Genomic DNA, 24,163 nt, shown 5'->3' on the forward strand with positions numbered 1-24,163 from the left:
AATTCTGACGCAACGCGCTATAGTAGCAAGTTGCCTTTTGACAAGCCTAAATAAAGCGATGGAAGCCATCCGCATTCGTGGTGCCCGTACCCACAACCTGAAAAATGTCTCCGTAGACCTGCCACGCCACCAGTTGGTCGTGCTGACGGGGCTGTCCGGTTCTGGGAAATCCTCTCTTGCCTTCGACACTTTGTATGCCGAGGGCCAGCGGCGCTATGTGGAAAGCCTGTCCGCTTATGCACGCCAGTTTCTGCAACTGATGGACAAACCCGATGTCGACCTGATCGAAGGCTTATCGCCGGCCATTGCCATCGAACAAAAGGCGGCGGGCCATAACCCGCGCTCGACAGTCGGTACCACAACCGAGATCCACGATTATTTGCGCCTATTGTACGCGCGCGTCGGCACACCTTACTGCCCGGACCACCATCTGGCACTGCAGGCCCATAGCGTGAGCCAGATGGTAGACCAGATTCTGCAATGGGAACCAGAAACCCGTATCGCTGTGCTGGCTCCCCTGCACCGCGCCCGGGTAGGCGATTTGCAACTGGAACTGCGTGGCTTGCAGGCCCAAGGCTTTGTGCGGGTACGGGTCGATGGGGAAATCTCCAGCATTGAAGATCTGCCGGCGCTCGATGCTGAGCAGGCTCATGATCTGGACCTGGTGATAGACCGGCTGCGTATCCGGCCCGACAGCCAGCAACGTCTGGCAGAAAGCCTGGAAACCGCCCTGTCCACCAGCAATGGGCGCTGCCTGGTGGTCAATCTGGACACCGGTCGGGAACAGCCCTATTCCAGCCACTACGCCTGCCCGGTCTGTGTTTACTCCCTGCCCGAGCTGGAACCGCGCCTGTTCAGCTTCAACAATCCGGCCGGCGCCTGCCCGGAATGCAACGGTTTGGGTCAAGTCGATGTGTTCGACCCGGAACGCGTTGTCGCTTTCCCGGAACTGAGCCTGGCCGGCGGTGCGATAGCGGGCTGGGATAGACGCAATGCCTTTACCTATACCCTGCTGACCAGCCTGGCAGCCCATTATCACTTTGATATCGACGCACCCTTCGAGTCCCTGCCCGACGAACTGCGCCACACCGTGCTGTATGGCTCCGGCGCTGAGGAAATTCCTTTTCTCTATTTGAACGAGAAAGGTCGCACCACGGTGAAAACTCACCCCTTTGAAGGTGTGATTCCCAATCTGCAACGTCGCTGGGCGGAAACCGATTCCAGCGCTGTGCGCGAGGAACTGAACAAGCTGCGTCGCACCCAGACCTGCCCAGCCTGCCATGGTGCACGCCTGCGTCTGGAAGCGCGTCACGTCCGTATTGGGGACGACCCGGTTCACCATCCCACAGAATGCAAGCATCAGGCAGGCGCCGCGCCTGCCAGCCCAGCAGCCCGCAACGTCGACAAATTGCCTGAAAATACTGCGCAGTGCGCACAGGCAAGCGCCACAACTCAAGGACAGGCCAAGGGTCTGGCCATCTATGAAGTCGAAGCCCTGGCTTTGTCTGACTGCCTGGCCTGGTTCGAGCACCTTTCGTTAACAGGGGCAAAAAAAGAGATTGCCGACCGTATCGTGCGTGAAATCCGCCTGCGGCTGGAGTTTCTGAACAATGTGGGTCTGAACTACCTGTCTCTGGACCGCAGTGCCGACACCATCTCGGGTGGCGAGGCGCAGCGTATTCGTCTGGCCAGCCAGATCGGCTCCGGCCTGACCGGGGTAATGTACGTTTTGGATGAGCCCTCGATTGGCCTGCATCAGCGCGATAACGACAAGCTGATCCAGACCCTGCAACACCTGCGGGACCTGGGCAATAGCGTGATTGTGGTCGAACACGACGAGGACATGATCCGCAGCGCCGACTACGTCATTGATATGGGCCCGGGCGCAGGCGAACACGGCGGACAGATCACCGCTCAGGGCTCTCCCACAGAGCTGGCCAGCAACCCGGCCTCGATGACCGGGCAGTACCTGTCCGGGCAACGGAAAATTGCCATTCCCAAACGCCGTCCAGTGGATGACAGCCTGAACTGGCTGCGCTTGTACGGCGCCAGCGGCAATAATCTGAAATCGGTGGATCTGGCGATTCCTGCAGGCCGGCTGGTTTGCATTACCGGGGTATCCGGCTCCGGCAAATCCACCCTCATCAACGACACCCTGGCCACGGCTTTCTCGCATCTGCTGCATCGCGCCCACGCCGAACCTGCCCCCTATGACCGCATGGAAGGGCTGGAACATTTCGACAAGATCATCACGGTGGACCAAACACCGATTGGCCGTACTCCGCGCAGTAACCCAGCCACGTACACCGGCATGTTCACCGCTATTCGCGAGCTGTTTGCCAGTGTGCCCGAGGCTCGCCTGCGCGGCTACGACCCGGGTCGCTTCTCTTTTAACGTCAAGGGCGGTCGCTGCGAGGCTTGCCAGGGCGATGGCGTGGTCAAGGTCGAGATGCACTTTCTGCCCGACGTCTACGTGCCTTGTGATGTCTGCCAGGGCCGTCGCTACAACCGCGAAACCCTGGATATCCGCTACCGGGGTCGCAATATCAGCGAAGTGCTGGATCTGACCGTTGAGCAGGCGCTGGAGTATTTTGATGCGGTCCCCGCAGTGGCCCGCAAACTAAGCACTCTGATCGATGTAGGGCTGTCCTATATACGTCTGGGTCAAAGCGCGACCACTCTGTCCGGGGGTGAGGCTCAACGAGTGAAATTGTCACTGGAGCTGTCCAAACGCAGTACCGGCCAAACCTTGTACGTGCTGGACGAGCCGACCACCGGCCTGCACTTTCAGGATATTGCCGTCTTGTTGGACGTGTTGGACAAGCTGGTCGAGTCTGGCAATAGCGTGGTTGTCATTGAACACAACCTGGATGTCATCAAGACCGCTGACTGGCTTGTGGACATGGGGCCGGAAGGCGGCCAGGGCGGTGGACAGATTGTGGTGCAAGGCACCCCGGAAACGGTTGCCGCCTGTGAACAAAGCCATACCGGGCGCTATCTGAAGCCTTTGTTGCAGCGCTAAGGTCCTGCTTCGCAGGACGCTACCACCAGAGATCCAGGCTTAAAGACCGCTCATTCGCCGCATCCTGGGCCATTAAAGCGGTTTCTACGGCCGTGCCTCCTGGTGAGGTCGATCTATCAGGCCTACATCTTGAATATCGCGTCATGTTCGCGAATGGCATGGCGGTCCGTCATCCCCGCAATGTAGTCGGCGATGGCCCGGGCCTGGGCAATGGGGTCTTCACGACGATGCTCGGCCGCCAGCAGGCGCGGATCATCCAAAAAAGCGTGAAACAGTTCGCGCACAATATTCTGTGCCTTGCTCATCATGCGCACCACTTTGTAATGACGGTATAAGTTGGCATGCAAAAACCGCTTGAGCTCATCAGCCTGAGCGCGTAGTTCCGGCGAGAACCCAGCCAGGCGCGGTAACTGACGAATCGCCTCCACACTATCAGGACGGTGCTCCTCCAGCCTGGCACGCGTGGTTTCGGTTAAATCGACCACCAGGGTATTGATCATGCCACGGATAATTTCAGCTACCAGACGCTGACCACTCAAGCCCGGGTACTGAGTCTGCACATGCTCGTAATGATCACGAAACAGACGCAGCTCCAGCAATTGCTCCAGACGAATCAGGCCGGAGCGCAAACCGTCATCAATATCATGATTGTTGTAAGCAATTTCATCAGCCAGATTGGCCATTTGCGCTTCCAACGACGGCTGGGTGCGATCAATGAAGCGCTGGCCGACCTCGCCCAATTCCCGCGCATGTTTTAGTGAGCAGTGCTTCAAAATCCCTTCGCGGGTTTCAAAGCACAGGTTCAGACCATTGAAGGCGGCATAGCGCTCTTCGAGCTCGTCCACTACCCGCAGGCTTTGCAGATTGTGCTCAAAGCCCCCGGCCTCGGGCCGCAGGCTTTGCATGCAACTATTCAAGGTATCCTGACCCGCATGGCCAAAAGGGGTATGGCCCAGATCATGAGCCAGGGAGATCGCTTCAATCAGGTCTTCGTGCAAGCCCAGATTGCGGGCGATGGCCCGCGCCAGCTGGGCCACTTCCAGACTATGCGTCAAACGTGTCCGAAACAAATCACCTTCGTGGTTAATGAAAACCTGGGTCTTGTATTCCAGCAAACGAAACGCATTGCAGTGAATAATCCGGTCGCGGTCCCGCTGAAAGGCATTCCGGCCTTGGGGCGCTGCCTCTGCATAACGCCGACCGCGGGACTGTTCAGGGTGACAGGCATAAGCGGCAAGCATTTGCATGGGTTTTACTCCTGTTCCACCGTTGTAAAGCGGGCCAAGGCCTGGCGCACCACATCAGGCGCTACCGCCTGAACCTTGGCATGAGCTAATTTATCCAGCAGCACAAAGCGCAGCTGGCCACCTTCATTTTTCTTGTCCACCTGCATCAGCTGCAGCCAACGGTCCGCAGGCCATTGTGGTGGCGTGACCGGACATCCGCTGGCTTGAACCAGGGCCTTGATACGGGCCACATCCTGAGCCGGCAGGCCACAAACTAAATGGGACAGTTCAGCGGCCATGATCATGCCGCAGCCGACGGCTTCACCATGCAGCCATTGACCATAGCCCATACCGGACTCAATTGCGTGACCAAAAGTGTGGCCAAAGTTCAAGATAGCGCGCAGACCAGACTCGCGTTCGTCCTGCGAGACCACCTCGGCCTTCACTTCGCAGGAGCGGCGGATCGCATGAGCAATCTGCTCCTGATCCAGACGGCGCATGGCGGCGATCTGCTCCTCACACCAGTTGAAGAAATCCAGATCGTAAATCATGCCGTACTTGATGACTTCAGCCAGACCGGCGGAAATTTCGCGAGCGGGCAGCGTCCTGAGTACATCGGTGTCTATTTCCACCGCGATGGGCTGGTAGAAGGCGCCCACCATATTCTTGCCCAGCGGATGGTTGATGGCTGTCTTGCCACCGACTGAAGAATCCACCTGCGCCAGCAAGGTCGTGGGGACCTGCACAAAGCGCACGCCCCGCATAAAGCAAGCTGCGGCAAAACCGGCCATATCACCAATAACCCCGCCACCCAATGCCACGATCAGAGCTTTGCGATCCAGATGACTGCCCAGCAGTGCGTCAAAAATCAGGTTCAGGGACTCCCAGGTCTTGTAAGCTTCGCCATCGGGCAGTTCAATCACGTGAACCGGTTTGCCAGTGGTGACCAGAGCTTCCTTGACCGGCGCCAGATACAAGGCCGCTACGGTAGGATTGGTGACAATTGCAATGGCGGAGGTATCAGCGGGCACGGTGTCTGCAAGCTGCGCCAGACGTCCGGCAGCGATATGGATGGGATAAGCGCCACCCTGGGCGTCAACATGCACTACGGACATTTAGCAACCTCGTTCTTTCAACAGAGACAATAAATGGCGCACCGCATGATGCACCGGCGCCGAGCCGGTCTCAAAGCGGATGTCGGCCACTTCTTCATAGAGGGGTTCGCGCGCCTGCAGCAACTCCTGAATGCGAGCCCGAGGGTCCGCCGTTTGCAGCAGTGGCCGGTTACGATCTCGGGCCACGCGACGGTACAGTTCATCTACAGTGGCGCACAAGTACACTACGATACCGCGATCTTTGATGATCTGGCGATTGGCCTCGGACAAAATAGCCCCACCACCCGTTGCCAGCACAATTCCGCTCTGGCGCGAACAAATATCGAGCACTGCAGATTCACGTTTGCGGAACCCTTGCTCACCTTCGAACTCAAAGATAGTGGACACTCGCACCCCGCTTCGGGCTTCCAGCTCGTGGTCCAGGTCCATAAACTCGCGTTTGAGTTCCCGCGCCAATTGACGGCCAATGGTCGTTTTACCGGCCCCCATCATGCCCACCAAAATAATGGGTCGAGGGCCAGTTTGTTGTAAATGGAGCAGCTCGGCGTCTGTTAAGGGATCAGGATGTTCTACAGGCATCAGCTCGGCGGGTAAAGAGTGGTTCATTTGTGTATTATCCCATTAGCCTTCCCTAAGCACAGTCCGCTTGCTTAGTATTATTTTGTTACATTGATACTTGGTATGAGGCCCAGTCCTGCTGCGTTTGGACTTTAAAATCAGCCCTAATGAGTTCTTCTTCCCGCTCCCCCAATTCTAAGCCCGAGCAAAGCTCCGGTTCCTGGCTTGCCCGCCTCATCATCAAGACCTCGGTCTTTTTTGTGGGGCTTGGTCTGTGTGCCGCCCTGCTCGGGTCACTTGCGCTAGCTCTGGCTTGGCCCAACCTGCCCGATCTTAGCGCCATGATCGACTACCGCCCCCGAGTGCCGCTGCGCATTTATACGGCGGACAAGGTCTTGATCGGTGAATTTGGCGAAGAACGCCGCAATGTGCTGCGTTTTGACGAAATCCCCGATGTCATGAAATCGGCCATTCTGGCGGCCGAGGACGACCGTTTCTACCAGCACGGTGGTATTGACTGGATGGGGGTCGGTCGCGCGGCCCTGGCCAACATGACCCATATGTCCAAGACACAAGGGGCCAGTACGATCACCATGCAGGTGGCCCGCAACTTCTACCTGTCTTCGGAAAAAACCTATACCCGCAAGTTCTATGAACTGCTGCTGACCTTCAAGATTGAAGCGACGCTGACTAAAGACCAGATTCTGGATCTGTACATGAACCAGATTTATCTGGGTCATCGTGCCTACGGATTTGCGGCGGCGTCACGAACCTATCTGGGCAAGCCCCTGGGTGAGATCACCACCGCTGAAGCCGCCATGCTAGCCGGCATTCCCAAAGCGCCTTCGCGCTTTAACCCGATCGCCAACTTTGAACGCGCCAAAACTCGCCAGGCCTACGTGCTGGGCCGCATGCGCTCACTGGGCTACATCACGGAGCAGGAATACCAGGATGCGATGGCACAGGAAATCGTGGTGAAGTCAGCCTTGGGCACCCCTGCTGGCGGTTACGCCATTCATGGCGAATACGCGGCTGAACTGGCCCGCCAACTGCTGTACGGTGTCTATCAGGACAATGTGTATTCGCGCGGCTTCAACATCTACACCACCATCAACTCCACCGACCAGGAAGCTGCCTACCTGGCTGTGCGCAACGGTATTTTGGATTACACCCGTCGCGCCCCCTACACAGGCCCGCAAGGTCAGGTGGATCTGCCTGCAGGCATTGAAAACGACCATGCCCAGTTGGATGCCATTTTGGACGACTTGCAGGACAAGTACCCCGATACCGGCGATCTGTTGACCGGTGTGGTGCTCGATGCCAACCCCAATCTGATCCGGGTTGCCCGGACCGCCCAGCAAATTATTGATGTCAACGACAAACGTGCCTTGAAGATCGTTGCGCGGGGCCTGGTGAACAATGCCAAGGCAGACGTGCGCATTCAGCGCGGCTCGGTAGTCTATCTGTTCCGCAATGGCGATTACTGGGAAGTAATCAATATGCCGGCGGTACAAGCGGCTTTTGTGTCGGTCCGCCCGCAAGACGGCGCGATTCAGGCCATGGTGGGCGGCTTTCACTTCTCCGATGGGAAGTTCAACCGCGTCACCCAAGCCTGGCGTCAGCCTGGCTCGGCCTTCAAGCCCTTCATCTACGCGTCCTCGCTGGAGCGCGGCCTGACCCCCGCCACCCAGATTTCAGATGAGCCTTTTGTGCTGACCGCGGCCCAGACCGGCTCCAAGCCCTGGACGCCCAAGAACTACGGGCGCACGTACGAGCCCATGTTGACCATGCGTCAAGGTTTGTACAAATCCAAAAACATGGTGTCTATCCGTATCATGCAGGCCGTCGGGCCCAAGTATGTACAGGAGTATGTGACCCGCTTTGGTTTCGACAAGGCACGCCAACCCGCCGTTCTACCTTTGGCTCTGGGCGCGGGCAGCGTAACGCCCTTGCAAATGGCGGGTGCCTACTCGGTCTTTGCCAATGGTGGTTACCGTGTCGAGCCTTACCTGATCGACTACGTCACTGACAGCAGCAACAAGGTCATCATGCGCGCCAAGCCAGTGGTGGCCGGCGATGCCGCCGCCCGGGCTATTGATGCCCGTACGGCTTACGTCATGAACGATCTGCTGCGTGGCGTGGCGACCTCCGGGACGGGTGCGCGCGCGTCACGCGAATTGAAGCGTACCGATATTGGCGGTAAAACAGGCACTACCAACGATTCTCAGGATGCCTGGTTTGCTGGCTACACCCCCGAGCTGGTCGGCATCGCCTGGATGGGCTTTGACAAACCGCGCAGTCTGGGCTCCGGGGAAACCGGCGGCGGTGCCTCCATGCCCATCTGGATCAATTACATGCGCACTGCCCTCAAAGACAAGCCTGTGGTGCCTCCTGGCCCTGTGCCCTCTGGCCTGTCACGCATCAATGGGGACTTTTACTTTGACGAGTTCCCACCCGGTCAGGCCATTGCTCGCGTTGGTTTACCTGCTCCCGGTGACGGCGCCTTGCAACAGGGCGGCGGGGATCAGAACGATGGAATTGGTGACCTGCTGCGGCAGCTGGATTCTGATGCCAGCCCCTCGGGCGCTGCCGCGCAACCCTTTGTTCCCTTTTAAATCACCTACCCAAACGCCGGCCTAGCCGGCGTTTTTTTGCTTTGTCCTTCACAATGGCATAATGCTCTGCATTGTCCGCACTGGTTTCATACCTACATGAACAAACTACGTTCCTCCCGTTTGCTGGCCTTGTTGGCACTGAGCGCCTTGCTGGGCGCCTGCGGTTACAAAGGCCCCTTGTACCATCCCCCAGCGCAGGAATCAGCGGACGCCCAGACAGCGCCGCGCTGATTCCCGCCCTGCTCGCCTAACCTCTGTTATTTGTCGACACCATGACCGTTGCACCTCACTTTCAATTTCAGAACAACACGCTACACGCCGAGCAAATTCCCCTGAGCAAGCTGGCTGAAGAATTCGGCACCCCTCTGTATGTGTATTCCCGCCAAGCCTTGCGCGATGCTTGGGAGTCCTACCGAGTGGCTGGCCAGGACCGCAAGTTGTTGGTGTGCTATGGCATGAAGGCCAACTCCAATCTGGCCATTTTGCAAGAATTTGCCCGCTTGGGTACCGGTTTTGATATCGTCTCGGGCGGCGAGCTGGCCCGTGTCATCGCTGCCGGCGGCGACCCTGGCAAAGTGGTGTTCTCAGGTGTGGGCAAACAGGTTTGGGAAATCGAAGCGGCTCTGAAAGCAGGCGTGAAGTGTTTTAACGTCGAGTCCGAAGCGGAGCTGGAACGTGTAGCACAGGTTGCGGAACGCATGAATGTGAAAGCGCCTGTTTCCTTGCGCGTCAATCCAGACGTGGACGCACGCACCCACCCTTACATCTCCACGGGCCTGAAAGACAACAAGTTCGGCGTGCCCATTGACCAGGCTCCCCGCATCTACGCACGCGCCCAAGCGCTGCCTAGCCTGAACATTGTGGGTGTGGACTGTCATATCGGCTCGCAGATTACCGAAGTCAGCCCCTATCTGGATGCGCTGGACAAACTGATCAAGCTGATCTTGGCCCTGAAGGAACAAGGGGTGAACCTGACTCATCTGGATTTGGGCGGTGGTCTGGGGATTCGCTATACCGACGAGACACTGGTGACCCCCACCCAACTGCTGACCGAAGTCTTTTCCGCCCTGGACACCAATGGCCTGGGCCATCTGGAGATCGTGCTGGAACCCGGCCGCTCCATGGTGGGTAATGCAGGGGTGCTGCTAAGCCGCGTGGAATATCTCAAGCATGGCGAGACTAAAAATTTCGCCATTATTGATGCCGCCATGAACGACCTGATTCGCCCCACGCTGTACGATGCCTGGCACAGCGTGGAAGCGGTAGAGCCTCGCCCAGTGACCGAGACCACTCCCCGCTATGATCTGGTTGGCCCTATCTGCGAAAGCGGCGACTGGCTGGCCCGCGACCGCCAGCTGGAACTGAAACAGGGCGATTTAATTGCCATCATGTCCGCTGGCGCCTATGCCTTTACGATGGCCAGCCAGTACAACACCCGCCCCCGCGCGGCTGAGATTCTGGTCGATGGCGATCAGGTTCACCTGATCCGCCCCCGTGAGACCGTGGACAGTTTGTTTGCCACCGAACGTTTACTTCCCTAAGTCGGGTCTGGATGGCAGATCATAACCATTCAGCCTTAAAGAACTCTCGAATCTGACCGTAAAACAGGCCGGGACTGTACTGCCCTTATCAGGCGCAGCAGTCCCGGCCTGTTGCATCCTTGCCGGGAAAGCACAGATTTCGCTGTCAGTGGCCAGACAGTTCGATGGTAAGCGCTGGAGACTGTACCACCATCATGACCACCCCCGGGATACCGACACACGGCTTCGAGCCGGTTACTTCGGCCAGCGAACGCCTGATTCGCGGCTTAAGTCTTTACGTCATCCCTTTGTTTCTGATCATGCTCACGGTATGGGCATTACTGTTCCTGCCGAATCGCTACCCTTCCGTGCCCGGTCAAAGTTTGAGCATTCAGGCACTGGCCAGCCAGCAAGAGCAGGCGGACGCAGAGTTACTGACGCAATTGGAGAACGCTCCGTCCCGGCAGCGGCTTCACCTGAGCGAGCCCCATTGGCTCCTGTTGACCTTGCCTGCTCCCTTCCCCCAGCAGGAGCAGGTCCTGCACTTTCCTGCCTCTCCCATTTCCTCGCTGCACTGCGTGGATGCTCGCAGTGGACGGCCCCTGCGCAACAGCGAGCTGGACCCGCCGACGCCTCTATCACCAGCGCCGGTCAAAAGCTATACCCTGGAGCTGGGTCAGGTCGACCACCCTGACAGCGTGCTATGCCGCGTCGAGACTTCGCGACCTGCCCTCTTGCAAGCCCAGCTTTGGGCCAGTGCTGACATCAGCCATTCCTCGATTCGACTCAGCCGGGGCATCGGGCTACTGGAGGGCGGCTTACTGACCATGGCCATGTTCATGCTGGTTCTGGCAGCCACCAACCGTGCCTGGATCTATCTGCTGCTATCGGTCTGGCTGATTGGCAACCTGCGCCTGGGCGCGATGGCCATGGGTTGGGATACGCAATGGCTAGGGCAGATCCTGCCCGCCCAGTACATGCCCGTACTGCGCCAGCTCACGATTGCCTGCTACTTCATTCTGAGCTATTCCCTGTTTACCGTCCTGCTGGGCAACTCCATCACTACTGCCCGCCTGCAGCGCCTGCTCCCTACCGTCGGCATCCTGGGTCTGATCCTGCTGCCGGTCTCCCTGCTGGCGCCGGCCTCGATATTCCAGCCCCTCATGTGGATCAGCACTATCTACGCACTGTGCTGCGTATCCGCCGTGCTGCTGTCCATTCTCCTGCACACCCGCTCGCGCATCTTGCTCTGGCAACTGGTGCTGCTGAGCATGGCGCTGTGCATGCTGATTTCAGCCATTTTTCTGGTGGCGTTTGGCCGCTCCAGCTTTGTCGAGAATTTCAACGGCGTCATCGCTTTCCTGTTGTCCAATCTGATGGTGGCCCTGGCGGTAGGCGAGCGCCTGCGTGAAGACCGTAGTGAATCCCTGCGCGCCCGCAATGAATTGATGGCGCATTATCTGCTTACCCCCGTTGGCATGTTCACCCTCAATGAAGCGGGGATGTTCTTGCGCATCAGCCCCATTCTGGCCCGCATGTTGAACATCGATGCCGATCCGAGCGAGAGCCCCATCCACTGGACCAACTTTTTTCCCGAGCAAGACTGGAAAGCGGTCGCACAAAGCACCCAGAACGGTCAGGATGTGACCATCACTTATTACGACGCAGACGCTCAACCATGTCAGTTCGCCTTGCGTGTAGCGATTGTCAATCAATGTATTGAAGGATCCTTGCAAGATATCACCGCCCGGGCCGAGACGTACCGTCAACTGCGCCTGATGGCTGACAACGATCCGGTCACCAATGTGCTGAACCAGCGCGGTATCGAAAAGGCACTGGAAGGTCTGCTCAATCGTAGCCAGAACGACAAGCCCTGTCTGCTGGCCTATCTGGACCTGAACCACATCAAGTACGTAAACGGCACCTTCGGACACTCGTCAGGGGATGCGCTGCTGCTGAAAGTATGCGAACAGCTGGAATCGGTTCTGCGCAGTAAAGACAAAATAGGCCGCATCGGCAGCGACGAATTCGTAATTATCTTTGAAGACTGCGAGCCAGAGCAGGCGCGCGTGCTGGCCAATGGCGTACTCGAATCACTGAACAAAAGCCCCCTGCTGGCCGGAAACCGCAGCTTTAACCTGCGCAGTACACTGGGTCTGGTCGAAGTCGCTCCCGGCATGGCGCCTCAGGAAGCCATCTCCGCTGCCAGCCGTGCAGCCCGCGATGCCCGCCGCCTGCATCAGGACATGATTATCTACGGGCAGGACTCCAATGCCCTGCAGGAACACGCTGAAGAACTGCGCCTGTTTGAAGAGCTGGAAGGGGGCTCCTCGCGCGCCCTGTACCTGGAAATGCAACCGATTGCGGCCTTGCGCCGCCCCATGGACAGCCTGAACTTCGAGGCTCTGCTACGCGTGCGGGACTCCTCCGGTCAATTGATTCCCACTGGCCGCATTATTGCCGCCGCCGAAGAAAGCGGCACCATCACCATCATCGACAAATGGGTGTTCTCGGCCACGCTGGAGTGGATGGCCAAGCATGAGGCCCAGTTAAGCAAAACCCAGTGGGTCACCATCAACCTGAGCGGTGTGTCCCTGAATGACGACACTTTCATTCAATGGTTCTTTGACATCCTGGCGCGTTTTGAACATCTGGCCCGCCGCCTGTGCGTGGAAATCACTGAGGGCGTAGCACTGGACGACCTGGAGCATACCCGCAACTTCATGCGGCGACTGCAAAAAATGGGTGTGCGCATCGCGCTGGACGACTTTGGAGCGGGCTACACGTCTTTTTCTTACCTGCGCGAATTACCCGCCGACGCCATCAAGATCGATGGTGCGCTGATTTGCGACATGCTAAAGAAAGAAACCAACGTCGCGATCGTACGCACCATCGTCGAGCTTGCCAACAACCTGGGCATGATCAGCATTGCCGAATGGGTAGAAGACGTCCCGACGCTCAGAGCCCTACAGGAATTAGGCGTAGATTACGTACAAGGCTTCATCATTTCCAAAGCCTGCACTCCGGCAGAGCTGCTCAAAGCCAAATCCATGCCGGACCTGGTCCATGACGCCGCCGCCCGACAGTTTCTACTGGACTCCCAGGAAAAATTCCCGCCAACCATGTAAACCAATAGCCACCCAAGGCCCGCAGAGAGCCTGGGTGGCAAATGACAGGGCCTGCCACCACCTGTGGACGCGCACTCGTCTCAAATGCCATGGGGAAGCTATGAGTGCTTTCCTGACACCATCGCCGTCACGCACATACCCAGCCAAGCCCTGTCGCACCCCTTATTACGGCGTGATACCCAGCTCTAAAATTTGCACTTCGGAGCGGATACTGCTGCAGGTGCAGGCGCGTATCTAAGACAGAAACAGTAAATAGAACGGATAGACCTGAAGGTCGATACAGACATCCCGCTAGCTTTGGCTTTGATGGTCTGGGTCTGGGGCCTAAGTCCTGACCTGAGTCTGGCTATGGCTCAATCGAGTCATCTCGATACAACAGGCTTCCGATCAACACCTGGCCCGGAACATCAGCGGCGCCCCCAGAGACTACTTCCCTGCAAAGAACGCCTCACCAAACAGTCTGGTCACAAAAAAACCCGAGTCCGGCATCCAGCCAAACTCGGGTTTCCCATTCTCAAGCTCGCATTCTGAGACCGATCCCCCAGCCTCAGAACAAGAAAAAACTTATAGTTCCCCGTAGGAGTGCAGCCCCGACAGGAACATATTCACGCCCAGGAAGGCAAAGCTGGTAATGAGCAAACCCGCCAGAGCCCAGTACGCTGCCATCGTGCCACGCAGACCTTTGAGCAAACGCAAGTGCAACCAGGCCGCATAATTCAGCCACACGATCAGGGCCCAGGTCTCTTTCGGGTCCCACTGCCAATACGTACCCCAGGCGTCAGCAGCCCACAAAGCGCCCAGCACGGTTGCTACCGTAAAGAAGGCAAAACCCACCGCAATCGCGCGGTACATGATGTCATCGAGCACTTCCAGCGACGGCAGCTTGCGTGAAATCGGACCCCGGAAATACAGAATCGTGCCCACGATCACGCTACCGATACCGAAATACAGCATCCAGGTCGGCGAGAGCTCCCGAGAACCAAAAATCATGGGCTCGGCACACAGAATGGCACCCAGCAAAAACACCGGAATCAGCTTGGCACGCGAACGGGTTTCGCCATTTTCCTTGACCAGATACGCAAACCCGACCATGGCTGCCAAGGAGAACGTACCGTAACCAATAAAGTTGGCAGGCACGTGCAACTTCATCCACCAGCTTTTGAGTGCTGGCACCAGCGGTTGAATCTGATGGGCATCACGCGTAAAGGAGTACCACAGCAAAAAGATCACCAGCGAACTGATTGCCAGCAGCACAAAGCCACCCAAGGCACGGGTGTTGTAACGACGTTCGTAGTACAGATAGAACAAGGCAGTAACCAGCGCCAGCAACACGAACACTTCGTACAAATTACTGACTGGAATATGGCCGATATCCGGGCCCAGCAAATGGCCTTCGCGCCAGCGCACCAGCAACCCCGTCGTACCTGCATACACGGCCGCCCACGTCAGCCCAGAACCCATCCAGGCTGCTGTATTACTGAAAAAGCCCGCCCAATACATGACGGTGGCCAGAATAAACAGCGCACACATCCACAAGATGGCAGACTGGGACGAAAACAGATATTTCAGCAGGAAAACCGAATCGGCTTTTTCAATGTCGCCGGTGCCAAGGCCATTACCGGTGCTGTAGAGCCAGATCGCCAGCAAAGCTGTCACGCCACATGCCAGTGTCAAGGTACGCAGCGGACGCCACAGCCACCCCAACCAGGCCACAAAAGGCACGAAAGCGACCAGAATGATCTTCTCGTAGTAATCCATGCTGGTGCTGTAGACGTTAAGCGCATAAGCCGCGCCCAAGGCCAGTACCACCAGATACAACACATCCGTCCAGTCAGGACGACCACGAATGCCTCGCCGGTCACCGCTGGAAGCGATATTGTCTTGCCACATCGTTGGAGTGGCCGAAGAAAGGGTCTGCGCCATAGCTACACCTTGTCAGACAGATAGCCGATTGAACGCCGCTTTCAGGCGTTCAAACTCGAGGTTAAAGTCCAAGTTGCGACGTTGAGAAGTCATGGCAGCCATTACGCGACTGCCTTGGTTGTGAGGGCGAATCCAAACCCACACGCGGCGATCCCGGATATAGAACATCGAGAACACGCCAATAATCAAAAACAGACAACCCAAGTACACAATGTACATGCCTGGGCTGCGTGCCACCTGGAATACACTGGCCTGAACCTGTTCAAAACTGTCCAGGGTCAACATCACCGGTGCCGGGTAATCCGGCAGATTGGCAAACGCCAGCACGGCAGATTGAATCCAACGGTTGGCCTCATTATTTTCCTGGCTGTAATCCAGTTCTGGCAAGCCTTGTTGCTGCCTGACCAAATCACGCAATTCCGACAAGGTGAACTGAATCATGGGGATAGCAAAACCCAGGATACGTTCCCGTTCAGCTTCGGGGACACGGCTGATCAAACCATCAAAACCAGCACGTACAAAGGTTTGCAATGCCGTTTTGGACGCCGACAACATCAACTCTTTTTGCTCGGGTGACGAGGAGTTGCGCTCGGCAAAGCGTTCAGCCGCCTGGCTGACCAAGGCCTCATTCTGCGTGGCCGCCCGCAAATCCATGAATTCTTTTAAAGAACCCTTGTCGTCAGCCGGCAGACGCACATAACGAAACGGCTCGGCGGGCGAAAAACGCATCCCGGCCAGAAACACCAGGGTGTCATCCAGTTCCACCGGCAGCATGTAATTCACAAACTCGCGAGACTGCCCCTGGTCGTCAATCAAACGATAGTTCACACTGGGGCCGACGTTCTTCAAATTCTGGTCTTTCTTGTTGGCAGCGCTACCGGTGACCGCCGCCACGTGCTCAATCATGGCCTTGGGCTGAGGGTCGCCCTCGGACAGGTTTTCCACATTAATGGGACGCAGTTCAGTCAACTGAACAGTCAGAGCATGCTCGCTGGGACTTTGCTGGGCAGTAATGCCCATGCTCTCACCCACTTTCCCATTCAACTCAAAGGGTGCGGCACTCGGACCCACCAGCGGATAGCCCTTCAGACTCAACATACTGCCGCCATCGTCAAAACCGGACTGGTAAACCGTCACACCCTTGTAGCGTAACGGTTCGTTGACCTCGATCGTGCGCTCGAAGGTATCGCCCGTCACGGGATCGGTTACTTCCACTTCGCTCTTGAAACTGCTGGGCATCCCCGTGGAGTAGTACTCCACCAGAAAACGCTTCAACTCCAAGGCGAACGGCAACGGCTGAATCAGCACCCCTTCACCGGAATTGACTACTGCTGTCGCCGTGCGCGCCCCTTCTGGCACCAGCATGTTGGCACGGAAGCTGGGATTGCCCAGACCCAGTCGTCCCGACTCGGGCACCTGGGAAATCAGCATATTTTCGGTAATCGGTTGTTTGCCACCCAACCACACCTGCAAACGCACGGGCAATTCGCTGTCAAGCAAACCGCCGACACAAATCACCACGATGGCCAGGTGCGCAAAAATGTATCCCAGCTTGTTGGCGCTCCCTTTTTTGGCCGCCATCATCATGCTGCCGTCATTATCATGACGCACACGCACCGCATAGCCTTGCGACTGCAGCCAGCCCTGAACCTGTTCACGATTATGCTCAGGGCCACCTGCGCTCTCCAGCTCGACGCGGTGAGGGAAGGCTTTCAGGCTGCCACCGCGCACGTGCTCCTTGAACGTGCGCATTTCACGGATCATCTTGGGCGCATTGCGGATGACGCACAGCGTGGTCGATACCACCAGAAACGCCATAATGACCATGAACCATCCACTGTTGTAGACAGACCAGATCGAGAAATGATCGAACAACTCAAACCAGTAAGGTCCAAATTGATCAATATAGGTATTGGCAGGCTGATTTTGTGCCAGAACGGTGCCGATCAGACTGGCTACGCAAATGAACATCAGCAAGCTGATGGCAAAGCGCATCGAACCGAGCAATTCCAGGAAATCGGCCGCAAAGCGACGCACGGGAGATACTTTTTTCACAAGGGCTAGCTTAGGAGGTGTGGGGGGTTCACCGGAAACATCCAGACTTGGAACGCAGAACACGCCCAAAGTTCGATTACTGGACAAAACACCAACACGAGACCTGGCCTGAAGCGGCACTGCCCGTTGTTACGGCACCCAAACACTGCGGCCGTCAGGACTCGAAGCCGCAGCGAATACAGGTTTCAGACAGTCAGGGGGCCATTGGCCCCCTTTGACGGATTAACGCAGGCCAGCTGCGAAATCGGATACGGCCGCAATGTCGGCATCCGACAAACGGTCTGCGATGTCATACATCATCGGGCTGTTGGCACGGTCGCCACTACGGAACAACTTGAGCTGATCCGCAATATAGGCGGGGTGCTGACCGGCCAGACGGGGGTACTGGCCGGGCATGCCGGCGCCATCGGGCGAATGGCAAGCCGCACAGGCAGGAACACCGCGCTCGGGCAAACCACCCCGCCAGATCTTCTGGCCACGTACCATGGTGTCTTCCTTGGTCGCGTTAGCGGCCTGGTCCCAGTTCACCGCTTGCTGAGACAGGTAAAACGCCACGTTCTTGATATCGTCTTCAGTCATACCGGCAGCAATGGCAGTCATCAGGCTGTTCGCGCCATCAGGACCACGGCGGGCAGGAACGGACTTCTCGTCCTTGGCACGGAAGTCGTGCAGCTGCTTGACCAGGTACTCGTACGGCTGGTGAGCCAGCGACGGGTTGACCGGAATAATACTGTTGCCGCCATCCCCGTGACAGGTCACACAGGCCAGCACGCCACGCGACATCTCACCTTGCAGGTAGAGCTGCTCGCCTTTGGCGGCATCTGGCTCGGGCAGACCAGCTGCATTGGCCACGTTAGCGGTAAAAACCACAGAGCAAGCCATCGTCAGGCTGCTTGCGATAACGACTCGGGAAAGCGCACGCTTCATTTGGACCTCGATAATCGCGAATCAATCGGGGTGCCGCATGCGCCCCGCAAAAGCCACCGTAAGCCGCTGGTCAGTACCCAGTGGACTACGACATTACTGTTTCAAATCGAGAGATTATACAATAGGCGCTGAACCAATATGGAATTACGCTGCAACCATGTCGATACTGCACCGCGCTCACTTCACGATTTCAGCTGCTCAGATCGATCAGCTGCCTCCTCCCGGACCGCCAGAGGTCTGTTTTGTGGGGCGCTCCAATGCGGGCAAATCCTCCGCCATCAATGTGTTGGCCAACCAACGAAAACTGGCTTTTTCCAGTAAAACGCCAGGGCGAACACGTCTGATCAACATGTTCGGCATCCCCGATCCGCTCTCGCCGGGCGACTATCTGGGCCACCTGGTGGACTTGCCCGGCTATGGCTACGCCGCCGTGGCCCGCCACGAAAAGCAGGACTGGGCCGAGATTCTGGGCGACTACCTGGCCACCCGTCCCTCGATTGCCGGCATTGTGTTGCTGATCGACATCCGGCGCGGCGTGACCGACCTGGACTTGCGCCTGGTCGATTGGATTGCACCGACTGGCAAGCCCGTACTGGTGCTTTTGACCAAGGCCGACAAACTGCCTTATGGTCAACGTATCAAGGCGGTAGCCGAAGTACGTCGCCAGCTCCGGGAAATTGGCGCCCTTCACGCGCTGCCCTTCTCCTCCACTGATCGTATCGGCTTGCCCGAAGCGACCGAATGCATCGAAAACTGGATTTCTCCGAAGGTTGTTCCATGACTCGTTTTATTCCTCCTGCCGACTTTCCTAATACTCGCCTGCGCCGTAACCGCCGCGACGAGTTTTCCCGCCGTCTGGTGCGCGAAAACCGCCTGTCCACTGACGACCTGATCTATCCGGTCTTTGTGCGTGAAGGCGAGAAAGTGCAGGAGCAGGTCGGCTCCATGCCGGGCGTCATGCGCTACTCGCCTGACGAACTGATGCGCGTGGCCGAACAGTGTCTGGAACTGGGCATCCCCGTGCTGTCCCTGTTCCCTTCCATCGACCCGTCGCTGAAAACGCCCGATGGCAGCGAGGCCGCCAACCCGAATGGCCTGATCCCCCGGGTGGTGGGCATGCTCAAGCAGCAGTTTCCCGAGCTGGGCGTGCTGACTGATGTCGCTCTGGACCCCTATACCAGCCACGGCCAGGACGGCATTTTGGACGATGCTGGCCACATCCTGAATGACGAGACGGTGGCCATGCTGATCCGTCAGGCTCACACGCAGGCTCAGGCAGGCGTAGACATTGTGGCTCCCAGCGACATGATGGATGGCCGTATCGGCTCCATCCGCGCCGCCTTGGACAAGGACCAGTTCATCCACACCCGCATCATGGCCTACTCGGCCAAGTACGCCAGTGCCTTCTACGGCCCGTTCCGCGAGGCGGTGGGTTCAGCGGCCAATCTGGGCCGCTCCAACAAGAACACCTACCAGATGGACCCGGCCAACCGTAATGAAGCGCTGCGCGAAGTGGCGGCCGACATCCGCGAAGGTGCCGATATGGTCATGGTCAAGCCCGGCCTGCCTTATCTGGACATTCTGCGCGACGTCAAAGACGCGTTTGGCATGCCGACCTACGCCTACCAAGTCAGTGGCGAATACGCGATGATCAAGGCCGCTGCCCAGAACGGCTGGCTGGATCACGACAAGGTCATGATGGAATCGCTGCTGGCATTCAAGCGTGCCGGTGGGGATGGCATTCTGACCTATTTCGCCATCGAAGCGGCCAAGCTGATGCGCGAACAGAACTGCTGATTCACATCAATCAGAACGCAAAAAACGCAGCCCATGAGCTGCGTTTTTTGTTGCTTGTACGCGACGATCTACCGACTGTTAGGCACCGATAAGCCCGGTTTCGAAAAAATCAACGTCTTCAAGCACCGGCCAGAGCCTCATCCAACACTTTGGAAAAGCGGCTGGCATCCTGAAAACCAATCACGCGCAATTGCTCCAGCTGTTTCCCTTTGGAATCAAAAAACAGGATGCCGGGAGGTCCAAACAAGCGGAAATGTTTCAGCAATGCCCGATCCTCAGGGGTGTTGGCCGTCACATCCACCTGCAGCAACTCAAACTGCGCCATGCGTTGCGCAACGGCGGGATCGCTAAACGTGAAATTCTCCATTTCAATGCAGGACACACACCAGTCTGCGTAGAAATCCAGCATTACGGGGCGAGTGGTCTTGGCCAGACGCCCTTCCAGCTCCTGCAGGGTCAGTACGCGCTGGAACTCAACCTGGCTTTGGGCTGCCGTCACCGTACCCGAGGATTTCAGCCCTTCCAAAGGACGAATCACGCTGGGGCGACCCAGGGCAATGCTGATCATCATCATGATGGCCCAGACCGCCAGCATCATGCCCACACCCTGTCGCAAGCCCGACCACGGCGTACGTGCAGCCGTGCCGCGCCCAAACGCGCCCAGCAAGGCAGCCGCCCACAAAGCCAGGACAACCCAGCCAAAGACAGCCATCGTGCCAGACATCAGGGGCGAGACCATCCACCAGGCGGTAGCCAGCAACAAGACACCAAAAGCGGTCTTGACGCTTTCCATCCAGGCGCCGGCCTTGGGCAAGACACTGCCCGAACCCGCACCCACAATCAGCAGCAAGACGCCTGAACCCCAGGCCAAGGCAAACAGGGCCGAACCACCCAGGACCACATCCCCCGTCTGCGAGATAAACAGCAGCACGCCCGCCAGAGGCGCTGCCACGCAAGGACCGACAATCAGCGCAGACAGCATGCCCATCAGGAACACGCCACCCATCTGCCCGCCCGGCAAACGGTTCATGGTTTTATTCAAACGATTTTGCAGCGCCGCCGGAGCCTGTACCGTGAAGACATCCAGCATGGACAAGGCCAGCACCACCAGGATCAAGGCGAACAGACCCAATACCCACGGGTTCTGCAACCAGCTCGCCAAACCGGCTCCCAGCAAGCCGGCGGCCACACCCAGCAAGGTGTAGACCAGGGACAGACCCAGCACAAAGGCAAACGCCATCTTCAGGCCGTGCCAGCGCGATGGCGCAGGCTGATTCCGTCCAGCAATGATGGACAGCAAAATCGGCACCATCGGCAGGACGCAGGGCGTAAAGGACAGCAGCAAGCCAAACACAAAGCTCAGCAGCACGATCTGACCCCACCCAGCCTGCTTGAGGTAGTCGGCCAGACCCACATCACTCAGGCTCAATGCCGAGGCCACCCCCGCACTACGGGAAGGGGCGACCGTGGAATCGGGGTTCGCCTGGGCCGGATTCTGGCTTGCCCCCTCTCCTGGGGCCGGCACCGACACCACGCCAAAAGGCCCGGCCACTTCCCAGCCCTGCCCGGTGGGGATCAAGGTCAGCGTTTGAGTCGACGGGGAATAGCATAGACCTGCGTCGGCACAACCCTGACTGACCACATCGACCGTCAGATCGTGTCCTATGGAGCTGTCTGCCAGGACCGGTACGCGCAACGTAACCGAATGGCGGTAGACCTCCATGACCTCGTCAAAGGTAGGATCGTAAACCCGCTCTCCTTCGGGCAGTTGAAGCTTGCCTACCTGCTCCGCCTTCTCGGTCGAGACGGCGAAACGCTTGCGATACATATAGTATTCAGGCGCAATCTGAAAGTGGATATCCAGCTGATCGGGCTGACTCATGGCCGCCGTCAACACAAACGCCTGCTCAGGGTTCAGAAACTCTTCTTCTGCCTGCGCCGCCAAGGGCGTTGCCAGCCAGGCCAGCATCAGGGCAAAAAAAACAGCAAACCAGGCCCCAGGGCCATGGGCGGAAAATGGAGAACGCTTTAAAGACAAAGGCACAAATCTATTCCGATTTATTAGGCTGGGCTATCTGCACTCACGCAGGGCGTGTCTGGGTACGAACCCAATCCAGATAAGCGGTGAAACCACCAACAACCGGAAGCACAATCAATTCAGGCAGCTCGTAAGGATGCTGCTCACGCAAGCGATCTGCCAATTCCGGTAGCCGGGCCACTGTGGTTTTGAAAGTCAGCGTGATTTCCTCATCGCCTTGCAACTCCCCTTGCCACATGTACATGGACAAGCTGCTGGGCGCAAGGTTCGCACAAGCGGCAATTCCGTCCTCAACCAGATGATGAGCCAGATATTTGGCCAGCATCATATCCGGCACCGTGGTTTGCGCCAGCACCAGCTGCTGCGCGTCCAGATCGGACAAGGTCAAGGCTAAGGGCGTTTTGGAATTAGGGGGAGTATCAGCGGACATGCGGGGCTCCTAGTCAGAGCCCTTAGTGTAGCGCCGGATGGCAATGCTTAGCTGCCAGCCCGGGGACGACTCAAGCCGCTCAATGTTTCAGACGGGCGCTCGCCAAAGCTATGCCGGTAATCCGCGGAAAACTGCCCCAAATGCGTAAAACCGCAAGCCAAGGCAACCTCGGTGACCGACATCCCGCCTTGTTGCAAGTAACGCCGGGCTGCCTCCAAACGCATTTGTTTCAAACGTGCCATGGGTGCTACGCCCAGATGCTCCCGGAACCCTGCGTACAGACTGCGCACGCTCACACCGGCCGCCTGGGCAATATCGCCAATGGTGATAGGCTGACCGGCCTGGCTTTCCATGAAGTCTAGGGCACGCCGCAAAACATGGGGCAAAGCGGCCGGCGTCTTGTGCGCAGGCTGATTGTGCTGATGCAGTTCGAACAAGGCATAAATCAGGGTCTGCTCAAACTGGCGCACCTGACGGGGCTGGTCGAACAAGGTGCCATCGGACACTTCGGCAAACTGCCAGTCCAGCAGGCGACGCAGGCTGGCACCACCGGGCGCATCAAAAGGAATGGAGGGCTGAAACTCCAATGGGCCACGCACGGGCTGCGCAAAATAGTCCTGATAATGACGCTCCAGCCCTTGGCGACCTATACGGACGAACAACTTGTCGGCTTCCAGGCTGTGTTCCATGCTGAAAGCTTGCGTCGGGCTGATGATGGAAGCCAGACGTGATGTGGAGGCAAAGCGTCCATGTTCCGTATGGATCTGCTCTTGCCCCGACAGGGGAATCTGCAAGAGATAGAAGTCATCCAGCGGCTGAGGCTCAATCTGCACCTGCGCCCCATAGCGCAAACGGCCATAGGCCACATCCTGGCCTTGGCGTAAATACAGTCGGGCGTTCAGGCGCTGACGCGTATCCGCCAGGGTCAGGCTGTGCGGACAGAAAACCTGGGAGATATAGTGCTGAACGCAGTCCACATCCTGCGAATGCAGCTGGGCATAGCGATTCAGTATGGTGGTCATGAGCGTCGCAACAAGCGATAAAAAAAGCTGTGCCCTAGTGTGACACAGCCTCCCGCACTGCAACATCGAGACAATCCCTAGGCCGGGCTCACAGGGCCGGCCAAAGGTCGCTACGTCGACGAGCTACTGCCCCTGAAACCGTCCAAACCGCCCCTGCCAATACAGCAGGGGCGAATCCTGCTCTTGCTCGGCATGATGCACCTGCAGCACACGGCCCAGCACCAAGGCGTGGCTGTGACGCTCGATGACCTCCACAATCTGGCAAGCCAAAGCGGCAGGGGCCTGTCGAGCCAGCCAAATACCATGCTCGGTACACAGCCAATCGTGCCCGGCATAACGTGCATCACCTTGCTCGCCTTTGAAACCGGCAAACTGCAGAGCCAGGTCAGCCTGTTGGGCACCCAGCATATTTACACCAAACAAACCGCTGTCGCGCATCAAAGGCCAGGACGAGGAGCTTTGATTGACGCAAACCAGCACCTCTGCAGGATCCGCCGCTACCGAGGTCACCGAGGTCGCCGTCAGACCACTGCGCTGACCTTGATGTTCAACCGTAATCACACTGGCTGTGCCGCCCAGATGGCGCATAGCACGTTTGAACTGATCGGCAGAAACTCCCGGCGCCTCAAGCGCTTGTTCTGTCGGTAAGAAAGCCAATTCCACAGGCATGATTCACCTTTTCTAATCGTAGGGGCAGCGCTGTCATCCGAACAGCGCCGCCTGCAGGGCGCACATGTACTGGCTATTCCCCCGGCAAGTCAGCCCCTGCCCGATAGCCAGCCGATCG

General features: G+C 57.8%; 17 protein-coding genes. 7 read left to right on the forward strand and 10 right to left on the reverse strand.

Annotated features, from left to right (window positions below; translation table 11 throughout):
* The first annotated feature begins 58 nt into the window (after window positions 1-58).
* Complete coding sequence (gene uvrA / locus RSQ48_RS16505) at window positions 59-3,022, forward strand: excinuclease ABC subunit UvrA (RefSeq protein WP_415302362.1); 2,964 nt, start codon at window positions 59-61, stop codon at window positions 3,020-3,022.
* A gap of 122 nt (window positions 3,023-3,144) precedes the next feature.
* On the opposite strand, the gene RSQ48_RS16510 is transcribed toward uvrA, so the two are convergent.
* The 3 genes from RSQ48_RS16510 to RSQ48_RS16520 are packed head-to-tail and all read right to left on the reverse strand — an operon-like array spanning window position 3,145 to window position 5,969.
* A complete protein-coding gene (locus tag RSQ48_RS16510; RefSeq protein ID WP_059318073.1) occupies window positions 3,145-4,269 on the reverse strand; it encodes a deoxyguanosinetriphosphate triphosphohydrolase in 1,125 nt (374 codons plus the stop codon).
* 5 nt (window positions 4,270-4,274) lie between these two features.
* The gene (gene aroB / locus RSQ48_RS16515) at window positions 4,275-5,363 is read right to left on the reverse strand and encodes a 3-dehydroquinate synthase (RefSeq protein ID WP_003805299.1); all 1,089 of its coding nucleotides are present in this window, start codon (window positions 5,361-5,363) and stop codon (window positions 4,275-4,277) included.
* Window positions 5,364-5,969, reverse strand: a complete 606-nt coding sequence (locus RSQ48_RS16520) for a shikimate kinase (RefSeq protein WP_003805300.1) — start codon at window positions 5,967-5,969, stop codon at window positions 5,364-5,366.
* A gap of 119 nt (window positions 5,970-6,088) precedes the next feature.
* Between RSQ48_RS16520 and RSQ48_RS16525 the strand changes: the two genes are divergently transcribed.
* The 4 genes from RSQ48_RS16525 to RSQ48_RS16540 all read left to right on the forward strand — a co-directional run bounded on the left by RSQ48_RS16525 (window position 6,089) and on the right by RSQ48_RS16540 (window position 13,184).
* Window positions 6,089-8,536, forward strand: a complete 2,448-nt coding sequence (locus RSQ48_RS16525) for a penicillin-binding protein 1A (RefSeq protein WP_003805303.1) — start codon at window positions 6,089-6,091, stop codon at window positions 8,534-8,536.
* Window positions 8,537-8,632: 96 nt separating this feature from the next.
* The gene (gene lptM / locus RSQ48_RS16530; RefSeq protein WP_003805306.1) at window positions 8,633-8,767 is read left to right on the forward strand and encodes an LPS translocon maturation chaperone LptM; all 135 of its coding nucleotides are present in this window, start codon (window positions 8,633-8,635) and stop codon (window positions 8,765-8,767) included.
* A 41-nt stretch (window positions 8,768-8,808) separates the two neighbouring features.
* Entirely contained in the window at window positions 8,809-10,077 is a 1,269-nt protein-coding gene (gene lysA / locus RSQ48_RS16535) for a diaminopimelate decarboxylase (RefSeq protein WP_003805308.1), read from the forward strand.
* Window positions 10,078-10,271: 194 nt separating this feature from the next.
* The gene (locus RSQ48_RS16540) at window positions 10,272-13,184 is read left to right on the forward strand and encodes a putative bifunctional diguanylate cyclase/phosphodiesterase (protein ID WP_003805310.1); all 2,913 of its coding nucleotides are present in this window, start codon (window positions 10,272-10,274) and stop codon (window positions 13,182-13,184) included.
* 564 nt (window positions 13,185-13,748) lie between these two features.
* Here the strand turns inward: RSQ48_RS16540 and ccsB are convergent.
* The 3 genes from ccsB to RSQ48_RS16555 all read right to left on the reverse strand — a co-directional run bounded on the left by ccsB (window position 13,749) and on the right by RSQ48_RS16555 (window position 18,089).
* Window positions 13,749-15,107, reverse strand: a complete 1,359-nt coding sequence (gene ccsB, locus RSQ48_RS16545; protein ID WP_240209110.1) for a c-type cytochrome biogenesis protein CcsB — start codon at window positions 15,105-15,107, stop codon at window positions 13,749-13,751.
* 12 nt (window positions 15,108-15,119) lie between these two features.
* Window positions 15,120-17,162 carry a cytochrome c biogenesis protein ResB gene (locus RSQ48_RS16550; protein WP_240209111.1) on the reverse strand — a complete coding sequence of 681 codons (2,043 nt, stop codon included), beginning with the start codon at window positions 17,160-17,162 and terminating at the stop codon, window positions 15,120-15,122.
* A 222-nt stretch (window positions 17,163-17,384) separates the two neighbouring features.
* Window positions 17,385-18,089, reverse strand: a complete 705-nt coding sequence (locus RSQ48_RS16555) for a c-type cytochrome (RefSeq protein WP_051010476.1) — start codon at window positions 18,087-18,089, stop codon at window positions 17,385-17,387.
* Window positions 18,090-18,246: 157 nt separating this feature from the next.
* Here RSQ48_RS16555 and yihA point away from each other — a divergent pair, with 157 nt between their 5' ends.
* Both yihA and hemB read left to right on the forward strand, forming a co-directional pair.
* Complete coding sequence (gene yihA, locus RSQ48_RS16560; protein WP_003805318.1) at window positions 18,247-18,870, forward strand: ribosome biogenesis GTP-binding protein YihA/YsxC; 624 nt, start codon at window positions 18,247-18,249, stop codon at window positions 18,868-18,870.
* Window positions 18,867-19,886: a porphobilinogen synthase gene (gene hemB / locus RSQ48_RS16565; RefSeq protein WP_003805319.1), complete on the forward strand. Its 1,020-nt coding sequence runs from the start codon at window positions 18,867-18,869 to the stop codon at window positions 19,884-19,886. The genes yihA and hemB overlap by 4 nt, the downstream gene beginning before the upstream one ends.
* A gap of 118 nt (window positions 19,887-20,004) precedes the next feature.
* Here the strand turns inward: hemB and dsbD are convergent, their stop codons facing one another.
* The 4 genes from dsbD to RSQ48_RS16585 all read right to left on the reverse strand — a co-directional run bounded on the left by dsbD (window position 20,005) and on the right by RSQ48_RS16585 (window position 24,045).
* A complete protein-coding gene (gene dsbD, locus RSQ48_RS16570; protein ID WP_336580011.1) occupies window positions 20,005-21,930 on the reverse strand; it encodes a protein-disulfide reductase DsbD in 1,926 nt (641 codons plus the stop codon).
* Between the two features lie 37 nt (window positions 21,931-21,967).
* A complete protein-coding gene (gene cutA / locus RSQ48_RS16575; protein ID WP_081050051.1) occupies window positions 21,968-22,354 on the reverse strand; it encodes a divalent-cation tolerance protein CutA in 387 nt (128 codons plus the stop codon).
* A 47-nt stretch (window positions 22,355-22,401) separates the two neighbouring features.
* Window positions 22,402-23,376, reverse strand: a complete 975-nt coding sequence (locus RSQ48_RS16580; protein WP_003805326.1) for an AraC family transcriptional regulator — start codon at window positions 23,374-23,376, stop codon at window positions 22,402-22,404.
* 123 nt (window positions 23,377-23,499) lie between these two features.
* On the reverse strand, window positions 23,500-24,045 hold the full coding sequence (locus RSQ48_RS16585) for a flavin reductase family protein (protein WP_003805328.1): 546 nt from the start codon (window positions 24,043-24,045) through the stop codon (window positions 23,500-23,502).
* Window positions 24,046-24,163 lie beyond the last annotated feature (118 nt).

Origin of the sequence: Alcaligenes sp. SJTW-7 (assembly GCF_047716895.1) — a bacterium.
GTDB classification, from domain to species: Bacteria; Pseudomonadota; Gammaproteobacteria; order Burkholderiales; family Burkholderiaceae_B; genus Alcaligenes; species Alcaligenes ammonioxydans.